The organism is Bradyrhizobium sp. Pha-3, from assembly GCF_042258615.1.
GTDB lineage: Bacteria > Pseudomonadota > Alphaproteobacteria > Rhizobiales > Xanthobacteraceae > Bradyrhizobium.
This window is the reverse complement of record NZ_CP170152.1, coordinates 2,923,572-2,943,626: the sequence shown is the minus strand read 5'-3', so window position 1 is coordinate 2,943,626 and position 20,055 is coordinate 2,923,572. Positions and strand designations below refer to the sequence as shown.

The window sequence follows — 20,055 nt, the reverse complement described above, 5'->3', positions numbered from 1 at the left end:
TGGCCGCCCTGGATGAAGCTCGCCGGGAGATCAGCGGAGGCAATGAACAAGGCAATGGTCATGCGAAATGCCGCTGAAATGCACGAGCATTTCTTCAGCAAGAGCGGCGCGCCGGCACAATGACGGCCGTTTAGTGCGACTTCCTTCCCGATCCACCGTTCACGCATAGTGATTGGCTCGCGCATTCAGGAAAAGAGCGCTCTGGCATTGATCATATGGGCGCCAAGATGCTTGTCCCTGATCGACCGCCTGTCCGAGTCGATAGCCGTTGTCGTGGACGCCCATCCGATGGTGCTCGATCCTTCATGCGTTCCAGCCGTCGTACTCATCGTCGAGGACGAGATGATGCTCCGTATGCGCGCAGTCGAAATGGTGGAAGACGCCGGCTACACGCCGGTTGAAGGCCTGGATGCCGACGAAGCCATCGCGATCATGGAATCCAGGTCCGACATCGCGCTGATGTGCACCGACATCCAGATGCCCGGCAGCATGGACGGCCTGGGACTTGCACGTGCCGTGCATGAACGTTGGCCGTCGATCAAGATCATTGTGGTGTCGGGAAAATTGAACCCGTCGAACAGCGATCTGCCTGCCTGCAGCAAGTTTTTCGGCAAGCCACTCGACGCCAGGCAAATGATAGCCCAGATGCAGAGCATGATCGGCCAGACCTGGCGACGGCAGCCTTCACGTCGAATGCCGGCAACGTCGTATGATGGCGTCGTCAGAGCCGCCGAAGATCGGTGCGGCAACCAACTCAGAGTGATACAATTGGGGATGGCTGAAGACGATTTCCACACAGACCAGCGCGCCGGGAGCGGTGCAGAACCGCACCAGGACTTTCTGGCGGCGGAGAATGTCAGCCTGCGGCTTCTGCTTGCGCAGGCCGAGATCAATACCCGCAGTCTGCTTGCATTAAGGCGCGGGAGCGCGAGGCGTCCGACAAGTTGCAGAGGCTGATCCTTGAAGAGCTGCACCACCGCATCAAGAACACGCTCGCGACCGTGGGGGCCATCGTCTCCCAGAGCCTGCGCACTTTGCAGGGAGCTGAACACGCGCAGCACGCGATCGGAGGCCGGCTGCTGGCGCTCGGACGAGCGCACGATCTCCTTCTACAGGCAAGATGGACCAGCGCAGATCTTGGCACCGTCGTCCGCGGCGCCACCGAAGCCTTTGACAGTCCGGATGCGCCGAAATTCTCGATTTCGGGACCAGATATCCGGATGACGCCGGGTGCCGTCATCGCCCTCGCGATGACGCTTAACGAGCTTTGCACGAACACCACGAAGTTTGGCGCCCTGTCGGTCCCGGAGGGACACGTCGACATCGCCTGGGCGCTGGATCCACAGACACAGCGCTTGCACATTGCATGGACCGAGAAAAGCGGTCCGGCAGTCCAGCCTCCAGAAAAGCGCAGCTTCGGCACGAGGCTGATAGAGACGCTGGGCAAGCAGCTCAAGGGCGACGTGCGGTTGACCTACGAGCCGACCGGTTTCGTGTACGCATTCGACGTGCCGATCGCTTCTCTGACTTCGCCGGCGGCGTAAGTCCGTATTCAGATCGATTGACGGAGCCAGGGGATATTGCTGGTCCGGTAAACAACGGCCCCAGCAGGGGGAAGAACTGGGGCCGTCATTCGTCGGATACCAAGGGGGACGGCATCCGGTCACCTCTTACCTGGTTTGTCCCCTTGAAATTGGTTCCAGCCTCCGTTCGAGAGCAACGGGGCGAGCGTGAACCTTGGCACACTCAGTGCAGACAGATAGCTACCGGAGGATTGCAATGTCCGGACTGACACAACGCCGCCACGCGTTATTCGGCCTGGCGGCGTTGTGCGTCCTAATTCCGGACTCTTGAGCCACCACAGCCATCGGTAGCTGTGCCTCGAGCACGTGCGGCCGTCCAGGTCACCAGCTTTTTCGGCGCGCGCGATCGACCTCAGTCGAATGCGGATGGAAGCTCACCCTTGCGAAAGATGACGGTTGGCTCGTCGTCATAGTCACCCATCTCGGGATCGCCGGTGGATGAGAAGGCAATGACGCCGAGCTTACTTAACGCCAGTCTCTCTGCCGTCTGCAGTGCGCCCCTTGCCGTCTTGCAGGCGATCGGAGCATCGGCTTTCAGGAATCCTCCCCGGCCGGCGTTGAACGCCTGGACGAAGTAGCTTGTTTCGCGAGCCATGCGCGTCTCCTTGGCCCTCTCTTTGGGGCGCTTCTTTGAGCGCGCAGGTCGCACCGTGCGATTTCGGATTCAGGACATCGACTGCAGCAGCGCAGAAATCTTGATGGTCGCGAAATTGGAGAAGGTGTCCGATACGGCGTACGGCAGAATGAGTTGATCGTTGTGGGTCATCGCCCCGCAGGTATAGACCACGTTGGGAACGTATCCTTCGCGTTCGCCTGGTTCGGGCCGCAACAACGGCTCGCTCGAACGCGCCAGCACCCTGGATGGCGCGCGCTTGTCGAGCAGCACGGCGCCAATCGAATATTTCCGGACCGGGCCGACACCGTGCGTCAACAGCAGCCAGCCTTCCTGCAGTTCGATCGGTGATCCGCAGTTGCCGATCTGCACAAACTCCCAGGGAAACTGCGGCTTCAGGATCGCCTGACCGCCTTCCCACCTGTACAGATCGTCCGAATAGACCAGATAGAGGTTCTCGTTATCCTGTCGCGCGATCATAGCGTACTTGCCGTCGATCCTGCGCGGGAACAGCGCCATGCCCTTGTTGCGAGCGGCGGCACCATGCAGGGGCGACATGCGAACTGATAGGAAGTCACTTGTCTCGATCAATTCCGATCGAATCGCCGTGCCCTTGTAGGCGGTATAGGTTGCATAATAGGTCGTCCGTCCGCCATCGCTGAATTCGACGAAGCGGGCGTCTTCGATGCCGTTGGACTGGGATTCCGTAACCGGAAAGATAACGCGTTCGCTGATATCCTGCTCCGGCCTGAAGATTACCTCAACTTCGTCGCCGATCGGTCCGGGTGCCCGATATCCGATCCTTGGACTCGAGGCGAGCCGGGCCGTCGGATCGACCGTAATGCTGCCGTCGGCCGCGATGGTGCCAGCGCGAAACGTCAGAGACGACACATGTCCTTCGCCGACGGCACGGAGGCTGAGAATGAAGCGCAGGCTGCCTGGCGGGGCTTCCGACTGGTCGGGGTGCGGAACGATGCTGGGATTGAACAGCGCCGATGCTTCGAACGAATACTCATGCAAGAAATAGGCGCCAATGAGCTGGCGCTGGACTTCGGAAAAAGTGCCGTGCGTCGTAAGCGCCTCTTCCATTTCGTCGGCCCGGAGCTCAAACGTCTTCAGGAGGTTAGGGTGCCGGCCCTGGAAGTTCTCCAGCACGTCCGCCAGTTGGCCCGCTGCTGTCTTCGCGTCGAGCGCAAGAACGCGCTCGACGATATGGTTGGCGCGCGTCTTGTCGGTCGGATTAAGATCGCGCGGTTCGGTCGCCGGCTTGAACGGGCGCACGATCACGCGGGCGGGGTCGGGACGCAGATGAAGTGCCTGCCGATTCAGAAAAGTGGCTTGCAATGAAGTTCCTCTGTTCGCCCGAGTCATGCCAGATCAGGTGCCAACGGCCCGAAGCGATACCGGGTTTTTTGGGTTGACATCAGCGCGCCCAAGCTGACGGATATCGGCAACCGCCAGGAGATAGGATACGACAGACTCGCCCCCGCAATTTTCATTGGCACGATCGGGGTGCAGACCGTCGCGGCAACTGCCAGTCTCGGAATCGACGAGCGCAACCGACAGATCGTTGCTGCCGAGAAACCAGCAGAACACCTTCGTTGCGAGCGCCTTCCATTCTGCATCGCCGTCCGCGCGCCACGCGGTCAAGCAGGCCGCAATCGTCGCTGTGGCCTCCAACGGCTGTTGATCGAACGCACGAGGGGGTTTTCGCCGATCGCCGAACCCGGCCGTACCGACCGGCCTGAAATGGCCCGTTGCCCCCTGTTGGGTCGTCAGCCAGCGCAGGGATCTTAGCCCGGCCTCGACATAGCTGGGTGTTTGCGTCGCCATACCTGTGGCGACCAAAGCCTGAGGCAAGCGCGCATTGTCGTAAGCGAGGCCGTCCTCGAACCACACCCAGTCCGTCGTCTCGACCGACGACAGACTGGACATCAGCTTGCCGGCAAGAAGATGACGGATTTCCCGGGCGTGAAGATCATCGGGAGCGGTCGCACAATAGGCGTCCAGACCAAGCAACGTGAAGGCCCATGCGCGAGGTGAACGAAACGCTGCCGCGGCAGGTAGTGCTTCGGCAAACAGGGTAGCGGCCCAGCGACGCCGTGACACGCTGGCGTCCTTGCGCGCGCAACCGCCCAGAGCCCACAACGTTCGCCCGTGACTGTCCTCGGACCCTCTGTCTTCGAGCCAGGTCCGGTTGAAGCCCATGAAGTTACGAAATCGTCTGGTGTCGGGATTCCAGGCATGCTGCACGAAAGCCGCAAAGCAGCCCGTCAGAATTTCCGGAAGGGGCTGCTCGCCCGGTTCATTGAGTGCGCAAGCCAATAGCAACGCGCGGGCGTTGTCGTCCACGCAATAACCGTGCGCGCGATCGGGTACCGAATGCACGGCGTGCTGGAACAGGCCGGTATCGTCGCACATCGATAGAAAGTGCTCCAATCGCATGTCAGGCGCTCCCGCGGGGCTGAGCGGCGCGATCGCCTCAGGCGCTGCGCGCGCGATCACCTTCAGACGGTGGCCCTGCCGCGCATGCTCGAAGGTGGTTATGTAACGCTCGGCGGTGCGCTCCCATGTCATCGACCGGCTGGTGGCATAGGCCCGCTTGCGCATCGCCTGCCGGCGGGGGGCGTCGGTGAGCAATTCAGCGATTTCGTGGCCGATCCCCGCTGCATCCCCAAAGGAAACGAGGATGCCGCGCCCATCGGCCAGTAGCTCGCGCGCATGCCAATAGGGTGTCGAGACGACAGGTTTGCCGAGGCCAAAGCTGTAGGCCAGCGTACCCGACGTCATCTGCGCTTCGTTGAGGTAGGGCGTGACGTAAACATCGCACATTGAGATGAACTCGAGCAGCGTGGCCTGATCAACGAACTGGTTGAGAAATACGACGTGATCTTCAACGCCGAGTTCGCGCACGCGTGCCGTCAGGCTTTCGCGATAGGCTTCGCCTTGATCGCGAACCAGGTTGGGATGCGTCGCGCCGAGCACGACGTAGACCGCATCCGGTCGTCGTCTCAGGATCGAAGGCATGGCGTCGATCATGACCTCGATGCCCTTGCTGGGCGACAACAGCCCGAATGTCAGAATGACGGAGCGGCCGCTGAATCCCAATCTTGCTTTTGCCGTGTCTGGCGCGACAAACGGAAAGTCGGGAATGCCATGGGCAATGACTTCGATCTTCTCGTGCGGCACCCGATAGACGCTATGCAGTAGCTCACGGCCCTTGTCGGCCATCACGACGACCTTCGCGGACGCCTCGACGATTCGCTCCGTTACCGTGCGCTGGATTGCGCTGGGGCTTGCCAGAACGGTGTGCAGTGTGGTGACGACCGGCACGGTTAGGCGCGTCAGCAATTCGAGGATGTAGGCGCCGGCGTCGCCGCCGAAAATCCCGAATTCGTGCTGCAGGCAGACGACGTCAAATCGACCGGCGTTGAGGGAAGCTGCGGCGCGGGCATACTCCTGAAGGTTGTCGTCCCTGATCTGCAGGACGACCGACGCAGGATAGTCATAGGCCTGATCGCGGTCGGTCATCGCCACGACGCAGGCCTGCAGGTTTGGCCCTGAATTCGAGATCGCGCGTAGCAGGTCGGTCGTGAACGTCGCAATGCCGCAGCGGCGAGGCAGCGAATTGCCGATCAGCGCAATCCTGCGGGGCGGCGTCACGTACGCGCCTTTGCCAGGGCGATCAGATCAGCGGGCGCGGCTGATTGAACGAGTGGGGTCGAAAGCTCGCAGAGCCTCTGCAAAAGCGAATCGATTGGCTGGGCCGCTGGATACGCAATCAGGGCGGTCAACCCATTGGCGCCAACCTCGATGCTGCTGCGGCCACCGCCAACGAATACCGCCTGCCCGATTGATACCGTGGCCAATCCGATCGCCGCATGGCCGTCGAGAACAAGAATCCACGTCTCCGGTTCCGCAACCAGTGCCCAGCTTGAAGCCTCCTGCAGGTCAACGCGCTCGAGCACGAAATGCCGGCTGGCGACGAGAACCGTCCGTTCATCGGTGAGGCGGGTCGGGACGGCTGGGGGTCGAAGCGGCCAGGTGTTGGCAACCGCGACGCCGTTTTCGATGTGCAATTCACGCGCTCTGTCATAGTCGAACAGGCGGAACGTGGTGTCGCTGCGCTGCTGAATTTCGGCCAGCACGATGCCGGCGCCGAGAGCGTGGATGGTGCCGGCCGGGATGAAGATGACATCGTCTTTCGCAACTGGACGCCATTGAACTAGTTCGACGATCAAGCCGTTCGTGATCGACGCCCGCAATTCCTGTGGCGTTACCCGGCGCTTCAAACCCATGCCGATCTGCGCGCCCGGTTTCGCCGAGATGATGTACCACGCTTCGCTCTTGCCGTTCGGCATCCCCATCGCGCGCGCGAAGGTGTCGTCCGGATGGACCTGGATGGACAATGGCTCGCTTGTGAACAACAGCTTGAGCAGCAGCGCAGGGACAGGAGCGCTCTTGTCGGCCCGCTCGAACCGCAGCTCCCCCACGGCGTCACGCGTACCGTCGATGTCGCTCCAAGGCTGGAGATCGCTGACGCCCCAGGGCTTGTGCATGGCCCGCACGGAAGCGTGTTCGATGGGCATAGGTTGTCCTGACGGGTGACGCGCACGCCGGAGCGACGTGCCGCTGCTCGATCTCGTCGATTAAGATTTGCTTGGCTAAGGCGTCGCGTCTTCGAACACGCCTTCTTGCAGGAAGTCGGTGACGCTATCAGTCATATGGAGACTGGTGCACCCTATAGCAAGCTCCGCGCGATGCGCGCGGTCGATATAATGGAAACAGTGCTTACAGCCTTGCCTTGGCGATTTCTCTCGACATCCTGCAAGAAAGGGCGTCTGCTGCAATTATCACCGTCCACCCTTGGCTGCTATCGGTGACTGAGAGACCAGTACTCCCGCCACAAAGTGGGCGGTCAGTATGTCCACCATCCAAAAATTCAAACTGCATGAGTGGTTCGTCCCTCCAATCATAGTGCCGGTTTTCCTCGGTCTGATGATTGCCGGCGCGGTCATTATCCAGTGGTGATGCCGCGGCAGCGGGCAATGCCAGGCGCGGTGCGCCCTTGAGGCCCGCCGCCCCGTCGTGGTGGGCGAAGGCCTCGTTCCGCGAGGAGTCGCAGTGCGAACGTGCGCCAACAAGAGGAGGACTCCATGTCGCTTACACAATTCCGCGTCGATGACGGAATGCATGCCATGGACGGGTTACGGTGTTTTGCCCGAGATGGAACTGAACCGGTCGAAGCGTTCATCGGCCGCAAGGTGATGGACGTCTGGGCCGAGTCGATTGAGCACCTTGGAGGAAGACAAAGTCTGTTCCGCAGTCAATACAATGCGCTTGGCAAGCTGAACCTTGCGGTGCTTGAGCGGATCGTGAGCGCGAAATACCAGCGCGGCGCCGCGGCCAACCGCCAGCATCCCTTTGTCGAGGTCCTGTTCTCGGACATCACGGAAAGCGGCGAGGTCCTGAACTTGAGTGAACTCGTCCGTGAGCCCTTGCCGCCGGCATTTCATAGGCTGACTTGAGATCTGCACTGCGAACAGACGACGGATGTTCCGTGAGAGGCGTGACATGGCGCTCACGCGAGGAGGATTTCGGCACGACGACTATGACCGGATGGTGGTTTGGAAGTGGCATGCGCAATTCAGCTCCGCTACCATGGACAACCTGGATGGATGAACTGGAATGCATCCATCACCACATCGCCGGTGCGTACCTTTTGCAGTACGCTCAAGAGCGGTCTTGGAGAGGGACAACGGCCGTTTGTCGAACGGTGAGCAAGTCAACCGCCTCGCAGCTTTGTCTTTGAAGCGTGGCGAGTCAATTGATTTTGGCAGCTATCGGCCGCGGCACTCGAAAGATGTTCATGCCCAAGCAAAAGCTTCACGCGCACGAAGAAGTCTTTAAAGATCATGTCTCCGGTCAGTATGACGAAACCATATTTCGTTTCAGAGTGCCGGGTGGTTGGATTTATACGCACACTATTATCCGGTTTGGTTCGGTCGATAAAAACTATGTAGCCGATACATTCGTTCCTGACTCTACAGTGGACGTGGATATTCCAATTCATCCCACGGATGATCCGCGACGCGATCTATGACTTGGTCGCGCGCAACCGCTATCGCTGGTTCGGCCGTCGAGACGCTTGCATCCTGCCGAATTCGGATCGTTCGTGGCCATCGTGAGCCGCCCCGAAACTGCAGGACGATGGCGCCTGGCGCCGGCCGGCATGACGAAGGAAACAGCGTTACTGCTTTTCAACTCAGTCCGTATCACCGAGATCATGCCAATCACCACCCATGGCGAGGGCGGCCGCCCGGATCGAACCACCGAAGTCAAACGCAAAGACCTGAGAGTTCGGATAACGCCTGAACTGTAGCGCCATCAGCGCGAGCAGCACTGATTTGCCGGCGCCTGTCGGTCCCACCACAAGGGTATGACCGACGTCGCCGACGTGGAGCGAGAATCGGAACGGCGTCGATCCCTCGGTCTTGCCGAACAGAAGCGGCGGACCCTTGAAATGGAGGTCCCTCGCCTCACCAGCCCAAACGGCCGACATCGGAATCATATGAGCGAGGTTGAGAGTCGATACCGGTGGCTGCCGCACGTTGGCGTAGACGTGCCCGGGCAAACTGCCAAGCCAGGCTTCGACGGCGTTCACCGTCTCGATCATGCAGGTGAAATCGCGGCCCTGAATGACCTTCTCGACCAGCCTCAGCTTTTCATCGGCAGCACTGGGATCGCGATCCCAGACGGTAATGGTTGCCGTGACAAAGGCTTGTCCGATCTGATCCGACCCCAGTTCCTGCAACGCCGCGTCGGCATCAAGCGCCTTGTTATGGGCGTCGGTATCAAGCAGCGTCGATGCCTCGTTCGTCATGACCTCCTTGAGGATGGCGCCGATGGATTTTCGCTTGGCAAACCACTGCCGACGAATCTTGGTCAGCAGCTTGGTGGCATCAGTCTTGTCGAGCATAGACGATCGCCCGCGCCCGATGAACAAGGCTCCCAAATTATCCGACTCGTCGCACGGCGTGCGACGTACGACCACCAAAAGCGTCGCACGAGACCCGGTTTGTTCTGCCGAGAAATCTAAAAAAGCCCTTGCGGGCCAGTCTCTTAAGGGTGGTGGGCGCACCAGGGCTCGAACCTGGGACCCGCTGATTAAGAGTCAGCTGCTCTACCAACTGAGCTATGCGCCCGGAACTTGTCCGGAAATGACCCTCGCAAGAGAGGCCGTCGTTTAGCAAAGCGATTCCGCGATGTCCAGCAAGCTGGCGCAACTTTTCCCGACTTTCTGACAGCCGAAAGGCCGCCGGATTCCGGCGGCCTTTCATGGGCTTGGCGAGGATGCCGGCGGCTGGCTCTCAGAGCCGGCCGGAGCGCTCCTGATCCGGACCGTCATCGCGGTCGAAATGATGGTCGCGGCCGCCGCGCTCCCAGCGGTCCATGCCGCGCTCGAGGCGATGGCGGCGCCAGCCCTCGGCGCCGAAGCCGCGCCCTTCCATGTGGGTGAGCATGGTCAGCCGCCGCTTCTGGTTGTCGTCGAGCGTCTTGTAGAGCGGGTCGGCGGCATCGACGATCTTCTTCAACGACGTCGCGGTCGCCGCCATGTTGTCGGCGCGCTCGCGCAGCCGCGCCACCGGATCATCCGGCCTGTCGGCCTTGTCCGCATCGGGCTTCTCGGCGGCCATCCGCGCATTGGCGCGATCGATCCGCATCTTGGCGAAGTCGCGCACCGCGGCCTCGACCGGCGGCCACAGCTTCTCCTGATCCGCGGTCAGCTTGAGCCCGGCGTGCACCGCGGCAATGCGCGCGTCGAGGAAGGCGGCCCGATCCTCGGGGCTCATCCGCGTCTGGCCATGGATCCACGGGCGATGCTGGGCATAGACCGCGGTCGAACCGGCAATCGTGAGCGCCGCGAGACCGGCGAGCAGAACTTTCTTCATCCAAACCTCCTTTGAAGTTTGCCTGAGGATGATACCGCCTGCCGCGGCCATCAACTTACGGATTGGACAGAGAGACCTTTCTTGCCAAGATGTAATCCGCTTCATTGCCCGTCAGAAACATCCAAAGCGCGAGGTCGCGCTTTGGATTTCTGATTGTTTGCGCATGATCTTGCCGGAAAACCGCTTCACACTTTTCCGGATCATGCGCTGGCTAGATCATTCCCAACAATCGCGGCAGCCACAGCGATATCTCCGGCACGTAGGTGATCAGGCCGAGGAACACCAGCATCGCGCACAGCCACGGCAGGACCGAGATCGTGATCTCGCTGATGCCCATCTTGGCGATACTGCTCGCGATGTAGAGGTTGAGCCCGACCGGCGGATGGCACAGCCCGACCTCGGTGTTGACGATCATCAGGATGCCGAGATGCACCGGATGCACGCCGAGCTTGGTCGCCAGCGGAAACAGGATCGGCGCCATGATCAGCAGGATCGACGACGGGTCCATCACATTGCCGGCGAGCAGCAGGATGACGTTGACGACCAGCAGGAACATCCAGACCGAGAAGTTCTTGTCGATGATCCAGGCCGCCATCTCCTGCGGGATCTGTTCATGCGTCATCAGGAACGAGAACAGCACCGCGTTGGTGATGATGTAGAGCAGCATCGAGCTCATGCTCGCCGCCTGCAGCAGCACCTTCGGCACCTCGGAGAGTTTTAGCTCCTTGTAGACGAACACGGTGATGAAGAAAGCATAGGTGGCGGCGACCGCGGCCGCTTCCGTCGGCGTGAAGATGCCGCCATAGATGCCGCCGAGCACGATTGCAATCAGCGACAGCCCCCAGATGCTTTCACGGAACGCCGTGAACTGCTGGCCGATGGTCGCGCGCGGCATCTTCGGATAGCCGTTGCGCCGCGCCACGAAGAAGGTCACCGCGGCCAGCATCAGCGCGAGCAGGACGCCCGGCACGATGCCGGCCATGAACAGCGCGCCGATCGAGGTGTTGGTCGAGACACCGTACAGCACCAGGATGATCGAGGGCGGCACCAGGATGCCGAGCGCGCCCGATGTCGAGATCACGCCGACGCCGAAACGCTTCGGATAGCCGTGATCGACCATCGCCGGCATCATGATCGAGCCGATCGCAACCACGGTGGCAACGCTCGAGCCCGAGATCGCCGCGAACATCGCGCAAGCCGCGACGCCGGCAAGGCCAAGGCCGCCCGGCAGATGCCCGACCAGCGAGGTCGTGAACGCGATCATGCGCCGCGCGACGCCGCCGCGGGTCAGGAAGGTTCCGGCCAGGATGAAGAACGGGATCGCCATGATGCCGAAATTGTCGAGGCCCGAAAACAGCTTCAGGCCGACGCTCTCGATCGGCACCTCGGTCATCGTGAACAGGAAGGTGAGCACGGTCAGGCCGAGCGAGATCGAGATCGGCATGCCCGTCAGCATCAGGGCAAACAGCAGTCCGAAGATAAGTGCTGCGCTCATCACGCTTCTCCGAGCGCGACGGGCGCGGTCTTGCTGGTCTCGACGCCGTCGACATGGGAGGCGTCATGGTGCGGCAGTTCGCCGGTCTTCCAGTAGGTCCAGCACACTTGCAGGAAGCGGAAGCACATCAGATAGGAGCCGAGCGGGATGCAGGCGTAGACGATCCAGCTCGGGATCTCCATGTCCGGCGAGACCTGGTCGGTGTGCATCAGCTCGAACACGAACTTGGCGCCCATGGTGCCGACGATCGCGGTGAACAGCGCACCGCCGAGCAGGCCGAAGCTGATGGTGCGCTTGCGCCAGGCGTCATTGAGGCGGTTGATCAGCACGTCGACGCCGACATGGATGCCGGTGCGCACGCCATAGGCGGCGCCGAACTTCGCCATCCAGATGAACATGTAGATGCAGAGTTCCTGCGACCAAGCGAGATTGATGCCGAACAGATACGGATAGAGCACCGGCACGTCGACCAGGAAGCGGTGCACGACGGTGATGAAGGTCAAAAGCGTCGCAGCGCCCATCAGGCTCGCGATGATGATTTCCTCGAGCCGGTCCAGAATTTTCAGCAGCATTGATCTCCCCTGACATGGCCTGATGCGGCAACCGGCCACGGCACCCAGTCCGCGGCCTCACGCGGCCGCGGCGTTCGTTAGATTTGCGGTTCAGATCCGCGATTTGTTGAGCATGATCTATCCGGAAAACCGGAGCCCACTTTTCCGGATCACGCCTCAGTTCATCGGGCTGCGGCCCGTTTCCTTCAGGAATTCGTCGATCAGCGGCTGGCCGACGCGCGAGGCGACGTCCTTGTAGACCGGCATCATCGCCTTGCGCATCGCCTCGTCCTGCTCCGGCGTCAAGGTGACGATCTCGGTCTTGCCGGCCTTCTTGATCTCGGCCAGTGCGTCCTCGTTCTCCTTGGCCGACTGGTTGTTGCCGAACTCGGTGGCTTCCTTCATCGCCTTGTTGAGTTCGTCGCGGATGTCGGCCGGCAGGCCGTCCCAGAACTTCTTGTTCACGACCACGACGTAGCCGATGTAGCCGTGATTGGTGACGGTCGCGTACTTCTGCACCTCATGCATTTTCTGGGTGTAGATGTTCGACCAGGTGTTCTCCTGGCCGTCGACCACGCCGGTCTGCAGCGCCTGGTAGACGTCCGAGAACGCCATCACCTGCGGAATCGAACCGAGCGCGCGGAACTGGGCCTCCAGCACCTTCGACGACTGGATGCGGAACTTGAGTCCCTTGTAGTCGGCGGGCGCGACCAGCTTCTTGTTCGCGCTCATCTGCTTGAAGCCGTTGTCCCAATAGGCGAGACCGGTCATGCCCTTGGAATCCAGCTTCTTGAGCAGCTGGGCGCCGAGCGGACCGTCGGTCACCTTGCGCAGCGATTTCAGGTCGGGAAGGATGTAGGGCAGATCGAAGACTTCGAATTCCTTGATGCCGATCGGGCCGAACTTCGAGTTCGACGGCGCCAGCATCTGCACCGCGCCGAGTTGCAATGCCTCGAGCTCTTCCTTGTCCTTGTAGAGCGTCGAGTTCGGATAGACCTCGACCTTCACCTTGCCGCCGGTGTACTTCTCGGCGAGTTCCTTGAACTTGTCGGCCGCCTTGCCCTTCGGCGTATCCGAGGCCACCACGTGGCTGAACTTGATGACGATCGGCGACTGCGCCGAGGCCGGTCCGACAAAGGTCAAGGCCACGATCGATGCCGCAGCCAAAATGAACTTACGCATGTTTCCTCCCGCGTAATTGCGGAGCACGAAATACCGGCCCCGAGACATCCGGTCGCACCATTACAGACAAGCAACGACGATTGCCATTGCCCCTTTAGCAGGGGCTGATTTGCCCCATTGCTGCACTGCAAAAATCGATACGGCGGTATCCCCTTCGGCTCTTGCGACCGTTCAATGACCCCGCCCGCACGCTGTGCCCGGCCATGGCGGTGCGGTCAATGCGAAGTTTGGCAATGGCGAGTTCGCCGGGCACGAAGGCTGGGGCCATAGCTGGCTGTCGACGCGCGACAATTCTCAATTGGGATAATGGGTCCTGGCTTTGGCCAGGACGACACCGATTGTATCGCACGACCCACATCCACAGTCGTCGTCCCGGCGAAGGCCGGGGCCCATACTCCGCAGCGGAAGTTGGGAGCGGGACTCGTCGTTCCAGCATCGTGAATCAATGACCACCGGTGGTTATGGATCCCGGCCTGCGCAGGGACGACACTGAGTTTGTTGCGTCACCTGTGAATCATACATCCGCGTTCTCGCGACATGATTGTCCGAGTCTTGCTCTTCGTTCCGCCCTCCTCTCACAGAGGGCGCAGGGAAAGCCGGGTGCCGATCGCACCCATGGGCCCCGAGCAATGGAGATAAGCTCGGGGGTAGGACCACAGGTGTAACCGGAGACTCCGGCTTTCCCTGCGCGATGGGCTACGGCTTACTTCGTGCTCTCCCCGGCGAGACTGGGCTTGCTTGTCACCGTCTTCGCAACGCGCATCGCGCAATTCGAAAAGACACCTGCCGCTAGGGCGTCAGGACCACACGACTTCGCCGTCCGCCTCATGCGCACTCGTCAGTCGCGCAATCAGCGTCCACCGCATCTCACCGCAACACCCGTGACGATCGCGAAGCGCCCCTCGATCGGGTGAGACGGGCGGATTCATACGCTGAGTTGGTCTTCGGATAAAGCGAAATATTTTTGCGCCCGAGGATTGACAGGATTTTGCTGAGTTGCCCGTCGTGTCCAATGCGCAACACAATTCCGGACGAACCCGGTCGCGTTGCGCCGCGGACGAGGTGGGCGAGCCAGCTCCGTCATCCCCGCGCAGGCGGATCTCATCCAGATTCCCTGCCGGCCAGCCTGCTCAATCAAGCTTGAACGTCTCTTTCAAGAACGCCTTGACAGCTCGGGTGGCCGCTTCGGTGGCAGCGGGATCGTGGCCCAGATGCGGACCATGCACGACGCAAGCATCCTTGTAGTTGAATGGCCGCTGGGTCTCGACGTTGACAAGAATTCCGCCGGACGCTTCCTGAATCCTGCAATTGCGCACGCTCTCATACGTCGGTGAAACCGCCGCCGGCTGGGCGCCGAGCGGATTGTCGAAAGCATGCGAGGCATTTGGATATTCGGTCAACGCCACATCATGACCCGAGCCCTTCAATCGTTCGACGTAAGCCTTGCAGGCTGAAATCGGATTGTAATCGTCTGCCGTGCCGCCGAAGATACGGATCGGCCGGTTCTCGACATCAGTGTCGCCGACGTAGGTCGTCATGCAATCCGGATAGAACGGCAGATACGCAGCAAAATCGACGCCAGACTTATTCCACATCTGATGAAACCGCTTCAGGCTGGCATAGAGCGTGGCCTGACCGCCTCGTGAAAAACCCATCAGAGCGATGCGCTGCGGGTCGACGCGCGGATGCGCTGCGAGAACGTCGAGCGCGCGATAGTTGTCGAGGACGAAATTCAGGCGGCCAAGCAAGGCCTGGTTGCTGTTCACTTCCGTAAGGCCGCGCCCCGTGAAGCCGTCGAGAGCAAAGGTTGAAATACCGACGGCGTTGAACTCTCGCGACCAGTACTCGATGTTGGGCGCGAAGCCGCTGGAGCCATGTTGGAGCACGACGACCGGCAGGCGGCCAGCCCCTTGGGCGATGCGAAGCTGACCGACGAGAGTCGTGGGCTTGCCGGTGGTGTCACCTGTAAGGAATTGCTCGTCGGTGAGCGTCAATGTCTGGATGGCCCGCAGTTCGGTTCGGGCAGCAAAGTCCTTGGTTCCGATCTCCGCTGCGCAGGCGGATGATGAGACACCTATCAGGATTGCGATCGCAGCGATCTGGCGCATGCTTCACCCCACGTGCTTGCTCACCCAGGGAGTTACCGCAGCCCGAATATAGGACTATTCCCACGAAGAGTGGAGAGCAAACGAACGGTTTGGGTCAAATAGCGACGTCGTTCCACACCTCGGCGCTGATTGCTCTGGCCAAAACATTGGAAGGCCGCGCCGTCCGGTTCGCGGCGACCGAGAAGATTGCGCGGGTGTACCACCCCCACCGCAGGGACGCAGCCAATTGCTGCGTCCCCTCACCTGTCCTCACCGCGACGCGGTGCTGATGTTCTCGCCAAAGAACTTCCACGTCTTGCCGTCGAACTTCGCGAGCTTGAACGTGTCGAAGGTGGAATAGTCCGTCGGTGACACCGATACCGTGATGCCCGGCAGCAACAGCGGCAGCGATACCTTGCTCAGGTTCGTGGCCTGCTTCAGCAGATTCTCGCGGGTCAGCACGTCTCCGCAGTTCTTCAGGATGATGGCCGTGAACTGCGCCGACAGATAACCGATCTGGTTGCTGCCATCGATCGGATTGCCTTCCGGATACCATTGCTTCATGAAGGCGAGATAGTCCTGCACGCCCTTGTCGGTGTCCCACGCGGGATCGCCCACCACCTTGGTCGCCAGCGCCGTCATGAGGCCGGTGGATGCTTCCAGGCCGGCAGGCTCGAGCACACCGCCGATCGAGCTTGCGACGGACACGATGAAGTGCGTCGGCTTCCAGCCGAGATCGGCGACCTTGCGGATCGCCTGCGCGCCGAACTTCGGCGTCGTGATCGTCATCAGCACGTCGGCGCCCGCGGCCTTCAGATTGACGATCTGGGAATCGATCGTGGGATCGGTCACCTCGTAGCTGAGCTCCTTGACGATGAGACCGGCCTTCTCTCCCAGCCCCTCCTTGAAGCCCTTCAGATAGTCCTTGCCGAAGTCGTCATTCTGGTAGATCACGCCGATCTTCGCGTTGGGCAGCTCCTTGCCGATATACTTGGCGTAGATCTTCGCTTCCTGCGCATACGGCGGATAGAACGGCGTGGTCCAGGGGAATTCCTTCGGATCGTTCCACTTCGAGGCCCCGGTGGAGATCAACAGATGCGGGATCTTCTTGCCGTTCAGATATTTCTGGATCGAGGAATTCGTCGGCGTGCCCAGTGAGCCGATATTGGCAAGGATCTCATCCTGCTCCACGAGCTTGCGCGTCTGCTCCACCGTCTTCGGCGGGCTATAGCCGTCGTCCATGCTCAGCAGCGTGATCTTCCGGCCGTTGATTCCGCCCTGGCTGTTGATCATCTTCCAGTATGCGGCTTCGGCCCTGCCCTGCGTGCCATACGCCGAAGCCGGACCGCTGTAAGGCATGGTCTGCCCGATCTTGATTTCGGTATCGCTGGCGCCGGGATCGTACTTCTTGTCGGCAGCGAGAACCGCCGCAGTGGAAACAAGGCTGAGTGCGGCGACCGCCGCGAGCGTGATGCAACGCATGTGTTCTCCCCATTCGCGTCGCTGTTTGCCGCGACGTCCGGCGAGATAATGATCATGCCCGCGCGAGATGTCGACCCCTGAAGTCGGGAGGTCTCGCTGCATTCGTGTGCTAAATGCGAAGTTCGTGCGATTTCGCGGCAGCCGCTTTCACGAACTTCGCATTCATAAAGCACACTAGAATCATAAGTTTGCTAGTGTCCTTATCGAATCCGAAGTTCGCTCCGAAGGTGCGGCGAATGATACGAACTTCGGATTCGGGACACTAGCCGTCACAGCCCCATCCAGTTCATCACGGCTCCGAACGTTGCCCAGAGCGTCCATCCGAGCCCGAGCAGGCAGATCAGCGCAGCCGCCATCGCAATCGTCAGCAGCAGGCCATCCTCCTGCAGGTAGGCGACCGCGATCAGGACGACCACCATTCCCGGAATGACGTTGACCAGAGGTAGCGGCCAGCCTGCCGAGAAGGCCAGGAGAAACACGACCAATCCGACGAGGCGGTCGATCACGTCGCGACGCGCGTCCCAGCGCGGCCGGCTGACGCGCTCGATTGCCTGCAGCATCGGGCGGACAAGGACGGTGAACCGCTTGAAGCGCTTGAAGTCGAACTGTCGCTTCGACAGGAAGCGCGGAAACGACGGCGCGCTGCGGCCACGCATCATCTCGACCGCCGGAAACAGCAGCGCCAGCGTCGCAACCGTTGCGACGCCGGGGATGATCACCAGCAGACCCAGGAGCAGCAGGAGCAGGCCGAACGACCGCTTGTCCAGGTTGCTGAGGAGCCATTCGAGATCGACGGGGCCGTCCGGTGCTTGAGCGACGAGTTCCTCAAGAAGTTGGGACGTGTGCGTGGGCGCCAATGGGGCTCCGGACGAGGGGGACATAGCTGCCAAAGTGGTCAGACTCGGCATCGATTGCAACAGCTGCCGAAGCAGACTAGGAAGCATGGGTGACCAACGATTCCGACCAGGCATGGCAGCACCATGCGCCGTCAAGCCCGATTCCCGCCGCTCGCCGCCGCTGGCCGTGGTTCCTGCTGGTCGTCATCCTCGCCTGTGCGGGCGCCGGGGGTGTCTACGCCTGGCCTCAGATCGCGCCGCTGGTCCCGTCCCTGGGCAACGAAGCGGCGAGCGAAAAGGTGGCCGCAGGCGACAAGGAGACGTTGCCGGACCTGCTCGCGACCCAGCAGAAGCTCGAGGATGACATCGGCGCGCTCAGCAAGTCGGTGGCGGACCAGCAGGAGCAGCTGAAGACCGTCGTCGACCGGTTGGCGGCCCTGACGTCGAAGGTCGACGCGCTCCAGCGGCCCGCTCCGGCCCCCGTGCCATCGCCGGCCACAGCAGCGGCCGACCAGCCGCATGCGCCGGCCGCGCAGGCGGCCCCGAAGCCGAGAAGGCCGCCGCCGGTTCGCGCGCCAAAACCGGCAGGTCCGATTTCGACCGGTGGCGCGCCGCTCAACGTGGCGCCCGGCGCCGGGGATCGCTGAGCCGCGCCGCGGTCAGCGCAAGATCAACGCAACCAGTTGGTGACGGCAGCCTATCCGCGCGGCCGCTCCATGCCCGCCCGCCTGATGGCCGCGCGCAGGATAGCGGTATCCGAGGAAAGAAAATCGATCAGGCGTATGGCGGCATCAGGCGACTTTGAGTCGCTGACGACAGCGGCCGTGAAGGTCTGCACAAGTTGCAGATCCGCAGGCAGCAGGCCGACGACCTCGATACCGGTCTCCTGCACCAGCTCGCTGGTCGGACCGATCGAGAAATTCGCCTTGCCCGCGCGCAGCGCCTCGGCCGCCTCGGTGCCGCGCGCCTCGAGGGTGAGCTGCACCGTGTCCGGCAGGTTCAGTCCTGGGAAGATCTTGTCGCGGACGAATTGTCCGCTGGTGCTGCTTGGCGCCACGACCCGGCCCGCATCGATCAAGGCTGTCCTGAGCGCGGCAGCGGTGCCGATGTCCGGCTTCGGAGAGCCTGACCGAACCGCGGCCGCCAAAGGGGCCGTCGCGAGGCCGATGTCGGATCCCGCGCGGATCCGTCCGTCTTCGTTCAGCCTGCGAAGCCCCTCTCGCGAAAGGATCACCGCATCCGCCTTGGTGCCGTGCGCGAGCTGGTGCCTGATCGTCTTCGGGCCGGTGCCCTCCGATGCGCCGGATCCGGTCTCCACCTTGATGCCGGTGCTGCGCTCGAACTCGGGCAGGACTTCCCGGTAGACCGCAGCGAAGCCACCGGAAATGATGACCTTGATCGTTTCCGCGGTATTGGGGATGGCGGGCGTCAAGGCGGCAGCACCATGTCGGCGGCCCGCCTGTTCATTTCTGAAGGGTCGCGGCAAACAGCTTGGCCGCCTCGGCCTTCGATTCCTGATCGGCCTTGGCGTCGTATCGGAGTGGCAGGTTGAACTTCTTGCCGAGTTCTGTGGCTTCGGGATTCGTGAACGCGTGCACGGCGCCCGGATATTCGATGATCCGGTAATCGGCCTTCGCTGCGTCGAAATCCTTCTTCAGCGCATCGTACTGCTCGCGTTTCACGAACGGGTCGTCGGCGCCGTTCAGAATCAGGATTTTCGCCTTGACGGTGCCCGGCGCCGGTGCCGGCGTGTTGAGACCGAGCGTCGCGTGAAAGCCCGCAACGGCGGTAAGATCGGCGCCGGCACGCGCCATGTTCAGCACCACCGCGCCGCCGAAGCAGTAACCGACGGCGCCGATCCGCTGGGGATTGACCGAAGCCTGCTTGGCGAGTTGCTCGCGGGCGGCGTTGAAGCGCTGCTCCATCACCTTCGCATCCTTCATCACCGCCCCCGCGAGCGCGCCGGCATCCTTCGGGTTGTCGGCGGTCTTGGCGTCGCCGTACATGTCCGCAATGAAGGCTGTGTAGCCCTGCTCCGCGAACTTCCGCGCCTCGCTATGAATATGCGGGGTGATGCCCCACCATTCGTGCACCATGACGATGCCGGGCCGCTTGGCCGTCGTCGCGTCGTCATAGACCACGAAGCCCTTCATCGTGGTCTCGCCGTCCGAGTAGGTGACCGGCTCTTCCTTGACCGCGGCGTGTGCGCTCGCGACCATTGCGATGGCGCAGAGTGCTCCGACGATGATCGTTCGCATGCTGATCTCCCTGCGG

Annotated in this window: 17 protein-coding genes, 1 tRNA gene and 3 pseudogenes; 6 read left to right on the top strand and 15 right to left on the bottom strand. The window is 61.6% G+C overall.

Going from position 1 to position 20,055, the window contains the following annotated elements:
* Window positions 1–288: 288 nt before the first annotated feature.
* Both ACE10Z_RS13775 and ACE10Z_RS13770 read left to right on the top strand, forming a co-directional pair.
* Window positions 289–510 (top strand): annotated as a pseudogene (locus tag ACE10Z_RS13775) (response regulator); the annotation flags it as partial.
* Between the two features lie 264 nt (window positions 511–774).
* Window positions 775–1,544: pseudogene (locus ACE10Z_RS13770) on the top strand (sensor histidine kinase).
* A gap of 391 nt (window positions 1,545–1,935) precedes the next feature.
* Here ACE10Z_RS13770 and ACE10Z_RS13765 read toward each other — a convergent pair.
* From ACE10Z_RS13765 to ACE10Z_RS13750, 4 genes are all read right to left on the bottom strand, one after another.
* Window positions 1,936–2,178, bottom strand: coding sequence for a hypothetical protein (locus ACE10Z_RS13765; RefSeq protein ID WP_375788388.1), 243 nt, complete (start codon window positions 2,176–2,178; stop codon window positions 1,936–1,938).
* A gap of 69 nt (window positions 2,179–2,247) precedes the next feature.
* Window positions 2,248–3,567 (bottom strand): glycoside hydrolase family 130 protein, encoded by a 1,320-nt coding sequence (locus ACE10Z_RS13760; RefSeq protein WP_375788387.1) that lies wholly within the window; start codon window positions 3,565–3,567, stop codon window positions 2,248–2,250.
* Window positions 3,568–3,573: 6 nt separating this feature from the next.
* Window positions 3,574–5,859 carry a glycosyltransferase family 4 protein gene (locus tag ACE10Z_RS13755; protein WP_375788386.1) on the bottom strand — a complete coding sequence of 762 codons (2,286 nt, stop codon included), beginning with the start codon at window positions 5,857–5,859 and terminating at the stop codon, window positions 3,574–3,576.
* Complete coding sequence (locus tag ACE10Z_RS13750) at window positions 5,856–6,785, bottom strand: class I mannose-6-phosphate isomerase (protein ID WP_375788385.1); 930 nt, start codon at window positions 6,783–6,785, stop codon at window positions 5,856–5,858. The genes ACE10Z_RS13755 and ACE10Z_RS13750 overlap by 4 nt, the downstream gene beginning before the upstream one ends.
* 567 nt (window positions 6,786–7,352) lie before the next feature.
* On the opposite strand from ACE10Z_RS13750, the gene ACE10Z_RS13745 reads away from it, so the two are divergent.
* From ACE10Z_RS13745 to ACE10Z_RS13735, 3 genes are all read left to right on the top strand, one after another.
* Entirely contained in the window at window positions 7,353–7,724 is a 372-nt protein-coding gene (locus tag ACE10Z_RS13745) for a signal transduction histidine kinase (RefSeq protein ID WP_375788384.1), read from the top strand.
* Between the two features lie 299 nt (window positions 7,725–8,023).
* Window positions 8,024–8,299: a hypothetical protein gene (locus tag ACE10Z_RS13740; protein WP_375788383.1), complete on the top strand. Its 276-nt coding sequence runs from the start codon at window positions 8,024–8,026 to the stop codon at window positions 8,297–8,299.
* Window positions 8,277–8,384, top strand: a complete 108-nt coding sequence (locus ACE10Z_RS13735) for a hypothetical protein (protein WP_083641038.1) — start codon at window positions 8,277–8,279, stop codon at window positions 8,382–8,384. Before ACE10Z_RS13740 ends, ACE10Z_RS13735 begins: the two co-directional genes overlap by 23 nt.
* An 89-nt stretch (window positions 8,385–8,473) precedes the next feature.
* Here the strand turns inward: ACE10Z_RS13735 and ACE10Z_RS13730 are convergent.
* The 9 genes and pseudogenes from ACE10Z_RS13730 to ACE10Z_RS13690 form a co-directional block, all read right to left on the bottom strand.
* Window positions 8,474–9,184, bottom strand: a pseudogene (locus ACE10Z_RS13730) (conjugal transfer protein TrbE); the annotation flags it as partial.
* Between the two features lie 141 nt (window positions 9,185–9,325).
* Window positions 9,326–9,401 (bottom strand) — tRNA-Lys (locus ACE10Z_RS13725).
* Between the two features lie 165 nt (window positions 9,402–9,566).
* On the bottom strand, window positions 9,567–10,148 hold the full coding sequence (locus tag ACE10Z_RS13720; RefSeq protein WP_375788382.1) for a Spy/CpxP family protein refolding chaperone: 582 nt from the start codon (window positions 10,146–10,148) through the stop codon (window positions 9,567–9,569).
* A gap of 211 nt (window positions 10,149–10,359) precedes the next feature.
* Entirely contained in the window at window positions 10,360–11,643 is a 1,284-nt protein-coding gene (locus ACE10Z_RS13715; RefSeq protein ID WP_176529941.1) for a TRAP transporter large permease, read from the bottom strand.
* Window positions 11,643–12,215, bottom strand: a complete 573-nt coding sequence (locus ACE10Z_RS13710; RefSeq protein WP_375788381.1) for a TRAP transporter small permease — start codon at window positions 12,213–12,215, stop codon at window positions 11,643–11,645. The genes ACE10Z_RS13715 and ACE10Z_RS13710 overlap by 1 nt, the downstream gene beginning before the upstream one ends.
* 156 nt (window positions 12,216–12,371) lie before the next feature.
* A complete protein-coding gene (locus tag ACE10Z_RS13705; protein WP_375788380.1) occupies window positions 12,372–13,376 on the bottom strand; it encodes a TRAP transporter substrate-binding protein in 1,005 nt (334 codons plus the stop codon).
* A 1,130-nt stretch (window positions 13,377–14,506) separates the two neighbouring features.
* Entirely contained in the window at window positions 14,507–15,484 is a 978-nt protein-coding gene (locus tag ACE10Z_RS13700; protein WP_375788379.1) for a dienelactone hydrolase family protein, read from the bottom strand.
* 249 nt (window positions 15,485–15,733) lie between these two features.
* On the bottom strand, window positions 15,734–16,945 hold the full coding sequence (locus ACE10Z_RS13695; protein WP_375788378.1) for an ABC transporter substrate-binding protein: 1,212 nt from the start codon (window positions 16,943–16,945) through the stop codon (window positions 15,734–15,736).
* Between the two features lie 269 nt (window positions 16,946–17,214).
* Window positions 17,215–17,802 carry an exopolysaccharide biosynthesis protein gene (locus tag ACE10Z_RS13690; RefSeq protein WP_212310425.1) on the bottom strand — a complete coding sequence of 196 codons (588 nt, stop codon included), beginning with the start codon at window positions 17,800–17,802 and terminating at the stop codon, window positions 17,215–17,217.
* Between the two features lie 89 nt (window positions 17,803–17,891).
* Between ACE10Z_RS13690 and ACE10Z_RS13685 the strand changes: the two genes are divergently transcribed.
* Complete coding sequence (locus tag ACE10Z_RS13685; protein ID WP_375788377.1) at window positions 17,892–18,428, top strand: hypothetical protein; 537 nt, start codon at window positions 17,892–17,894, stop codon at window positions 18,426–18,428.
* Window positions 18,429–18,478: 50 nt separating this feature from the next.
* Here the strand turns inward: ACE10Z_RS13685 and ACE10Z_RS13680 are convergent, their stop codons facing one another.
* Both ACE10Z_RS13680 and ACE10Z_RS13675 read right to left on the bottom strand, forming a co-directional pair.
* A complete protein-coding gene (locus tag ACE10Z_RS13680) occupies window positions 18,479–19,213 on the bottom strand; it encodes a substrate-binding domain-containing protein (RefSeq protein WP_375788376.1) in 735 nt (244 codons plus the stop codon).
* A 31-nt stretch (window positions 19,214–19,244) separates the two neighbouring features.
* A complete protein-coding gene (locus tag ACE10Z_RS13675; protein WP_375788375.1) occupies window positions 19,245–20,039 on the bottom strand; it encodes a dienelactone hydrolase family protein in 795 nt (264 codons plus the stop codon).
* Window positions 20,040–20,055: the final 16 nt, after the last annotated feature.

What these genes read in the sequence shown, in the direction of transcription:
- ACE10Z_RS13765 (WP_375788388.1), bottom strand. Translation starts at nt 2,178, where the DNA reads ATGGCTCGCGAAACAAGCTACTTCGTCCAGGCGTTCAACGCCGGCCGG.
- ACE10Z_RS13760 (WP_375788387.1), bottom strand. Translation starts at nt 3,567, where the DNA reads ATGACTCGGGCGAACAGAGGAACTTCATTGCAAGCCACTTTTCTGAAT.
- ACE10Z_RS13750 (WP_375788385.1), bottom strand. Translation starts at nt 6,785, where the DNA reads ATGCCCATCGAACACGCTTCCGTGCGGGCCATGCACAAGCCCTGGGGC.
- ACE10Z_RS13745 (WP_375788384.1), top strand. Translation starts at nt 7,353, where the DNA reads ATGTCGCTTACACAATTCCGCGTCGATGACGGAATGCATGCCATGGAC.
- ACE10Z_RS13735 (WP_083641038.1), top strand. Translation starts at nt 8,277, where the DNA reads ATGATCCGCGACGCGATCTATGACTTGGTCGCGCGCAACCGCTATCGC.
- ACE10Z_RS13720 (WP_375788382.1), bottom strand. Translation starts at nt 10,148, where the DNA reads ATGAAGAAAGTTCTGCTCGCCGGTCTCGCGGCGCTCACGATTGCCGGT.
- ACE10Z_RS13715 (WP_176529941.1), bottom strand. Translation starts at nt 11,643, where the DNA reads ATGAGCGCAGCACTTATCTTCGGACTGCTGTTTGCCCTGATGCTGACG.
- ACE10Z_RS13710 (WP_375788381.1), bottom strand. Translation starts at nt 12,215, where the DNA reads ATGCTGCTGAAAATTCTGGACCGGCTCGAGGAAATCATCATCGCGAGC.
- ACE10Z_RS13705 (WP_375788380.1), bottom strand. Translation starts at nt 13,376, where the DNA reads ATGCGTAAGTTCATTTTGGCTGCGGCATCGATCGTGGCCTTGACCTTT.
- ACE10Z_RS13700 (WP_375788379.1), bottom strand. Translation starts at nt 15,484, where the DNA reads ATGCGCCAGATCGCTGCGATCGCAATCCTGATAGGTGTCTCATCATCC.
- ACE10Z_RS13695 (WP_375788378.1), bottom strand. Translation starts at nt 16,945, where the DNA reads ATGCGTTGCATCACGCTCGCGGCGGTCGCCGCACTCAGCCTTGTTTCC.
- ACE10Z_RS13675 (WP_375788375.1), bottom strand. Translation starts at nt 20,039, where the DNA reads ATGCGAACGATCATCGTCGGAGCACTCTGCGCCATCGCAATGGTCGCG.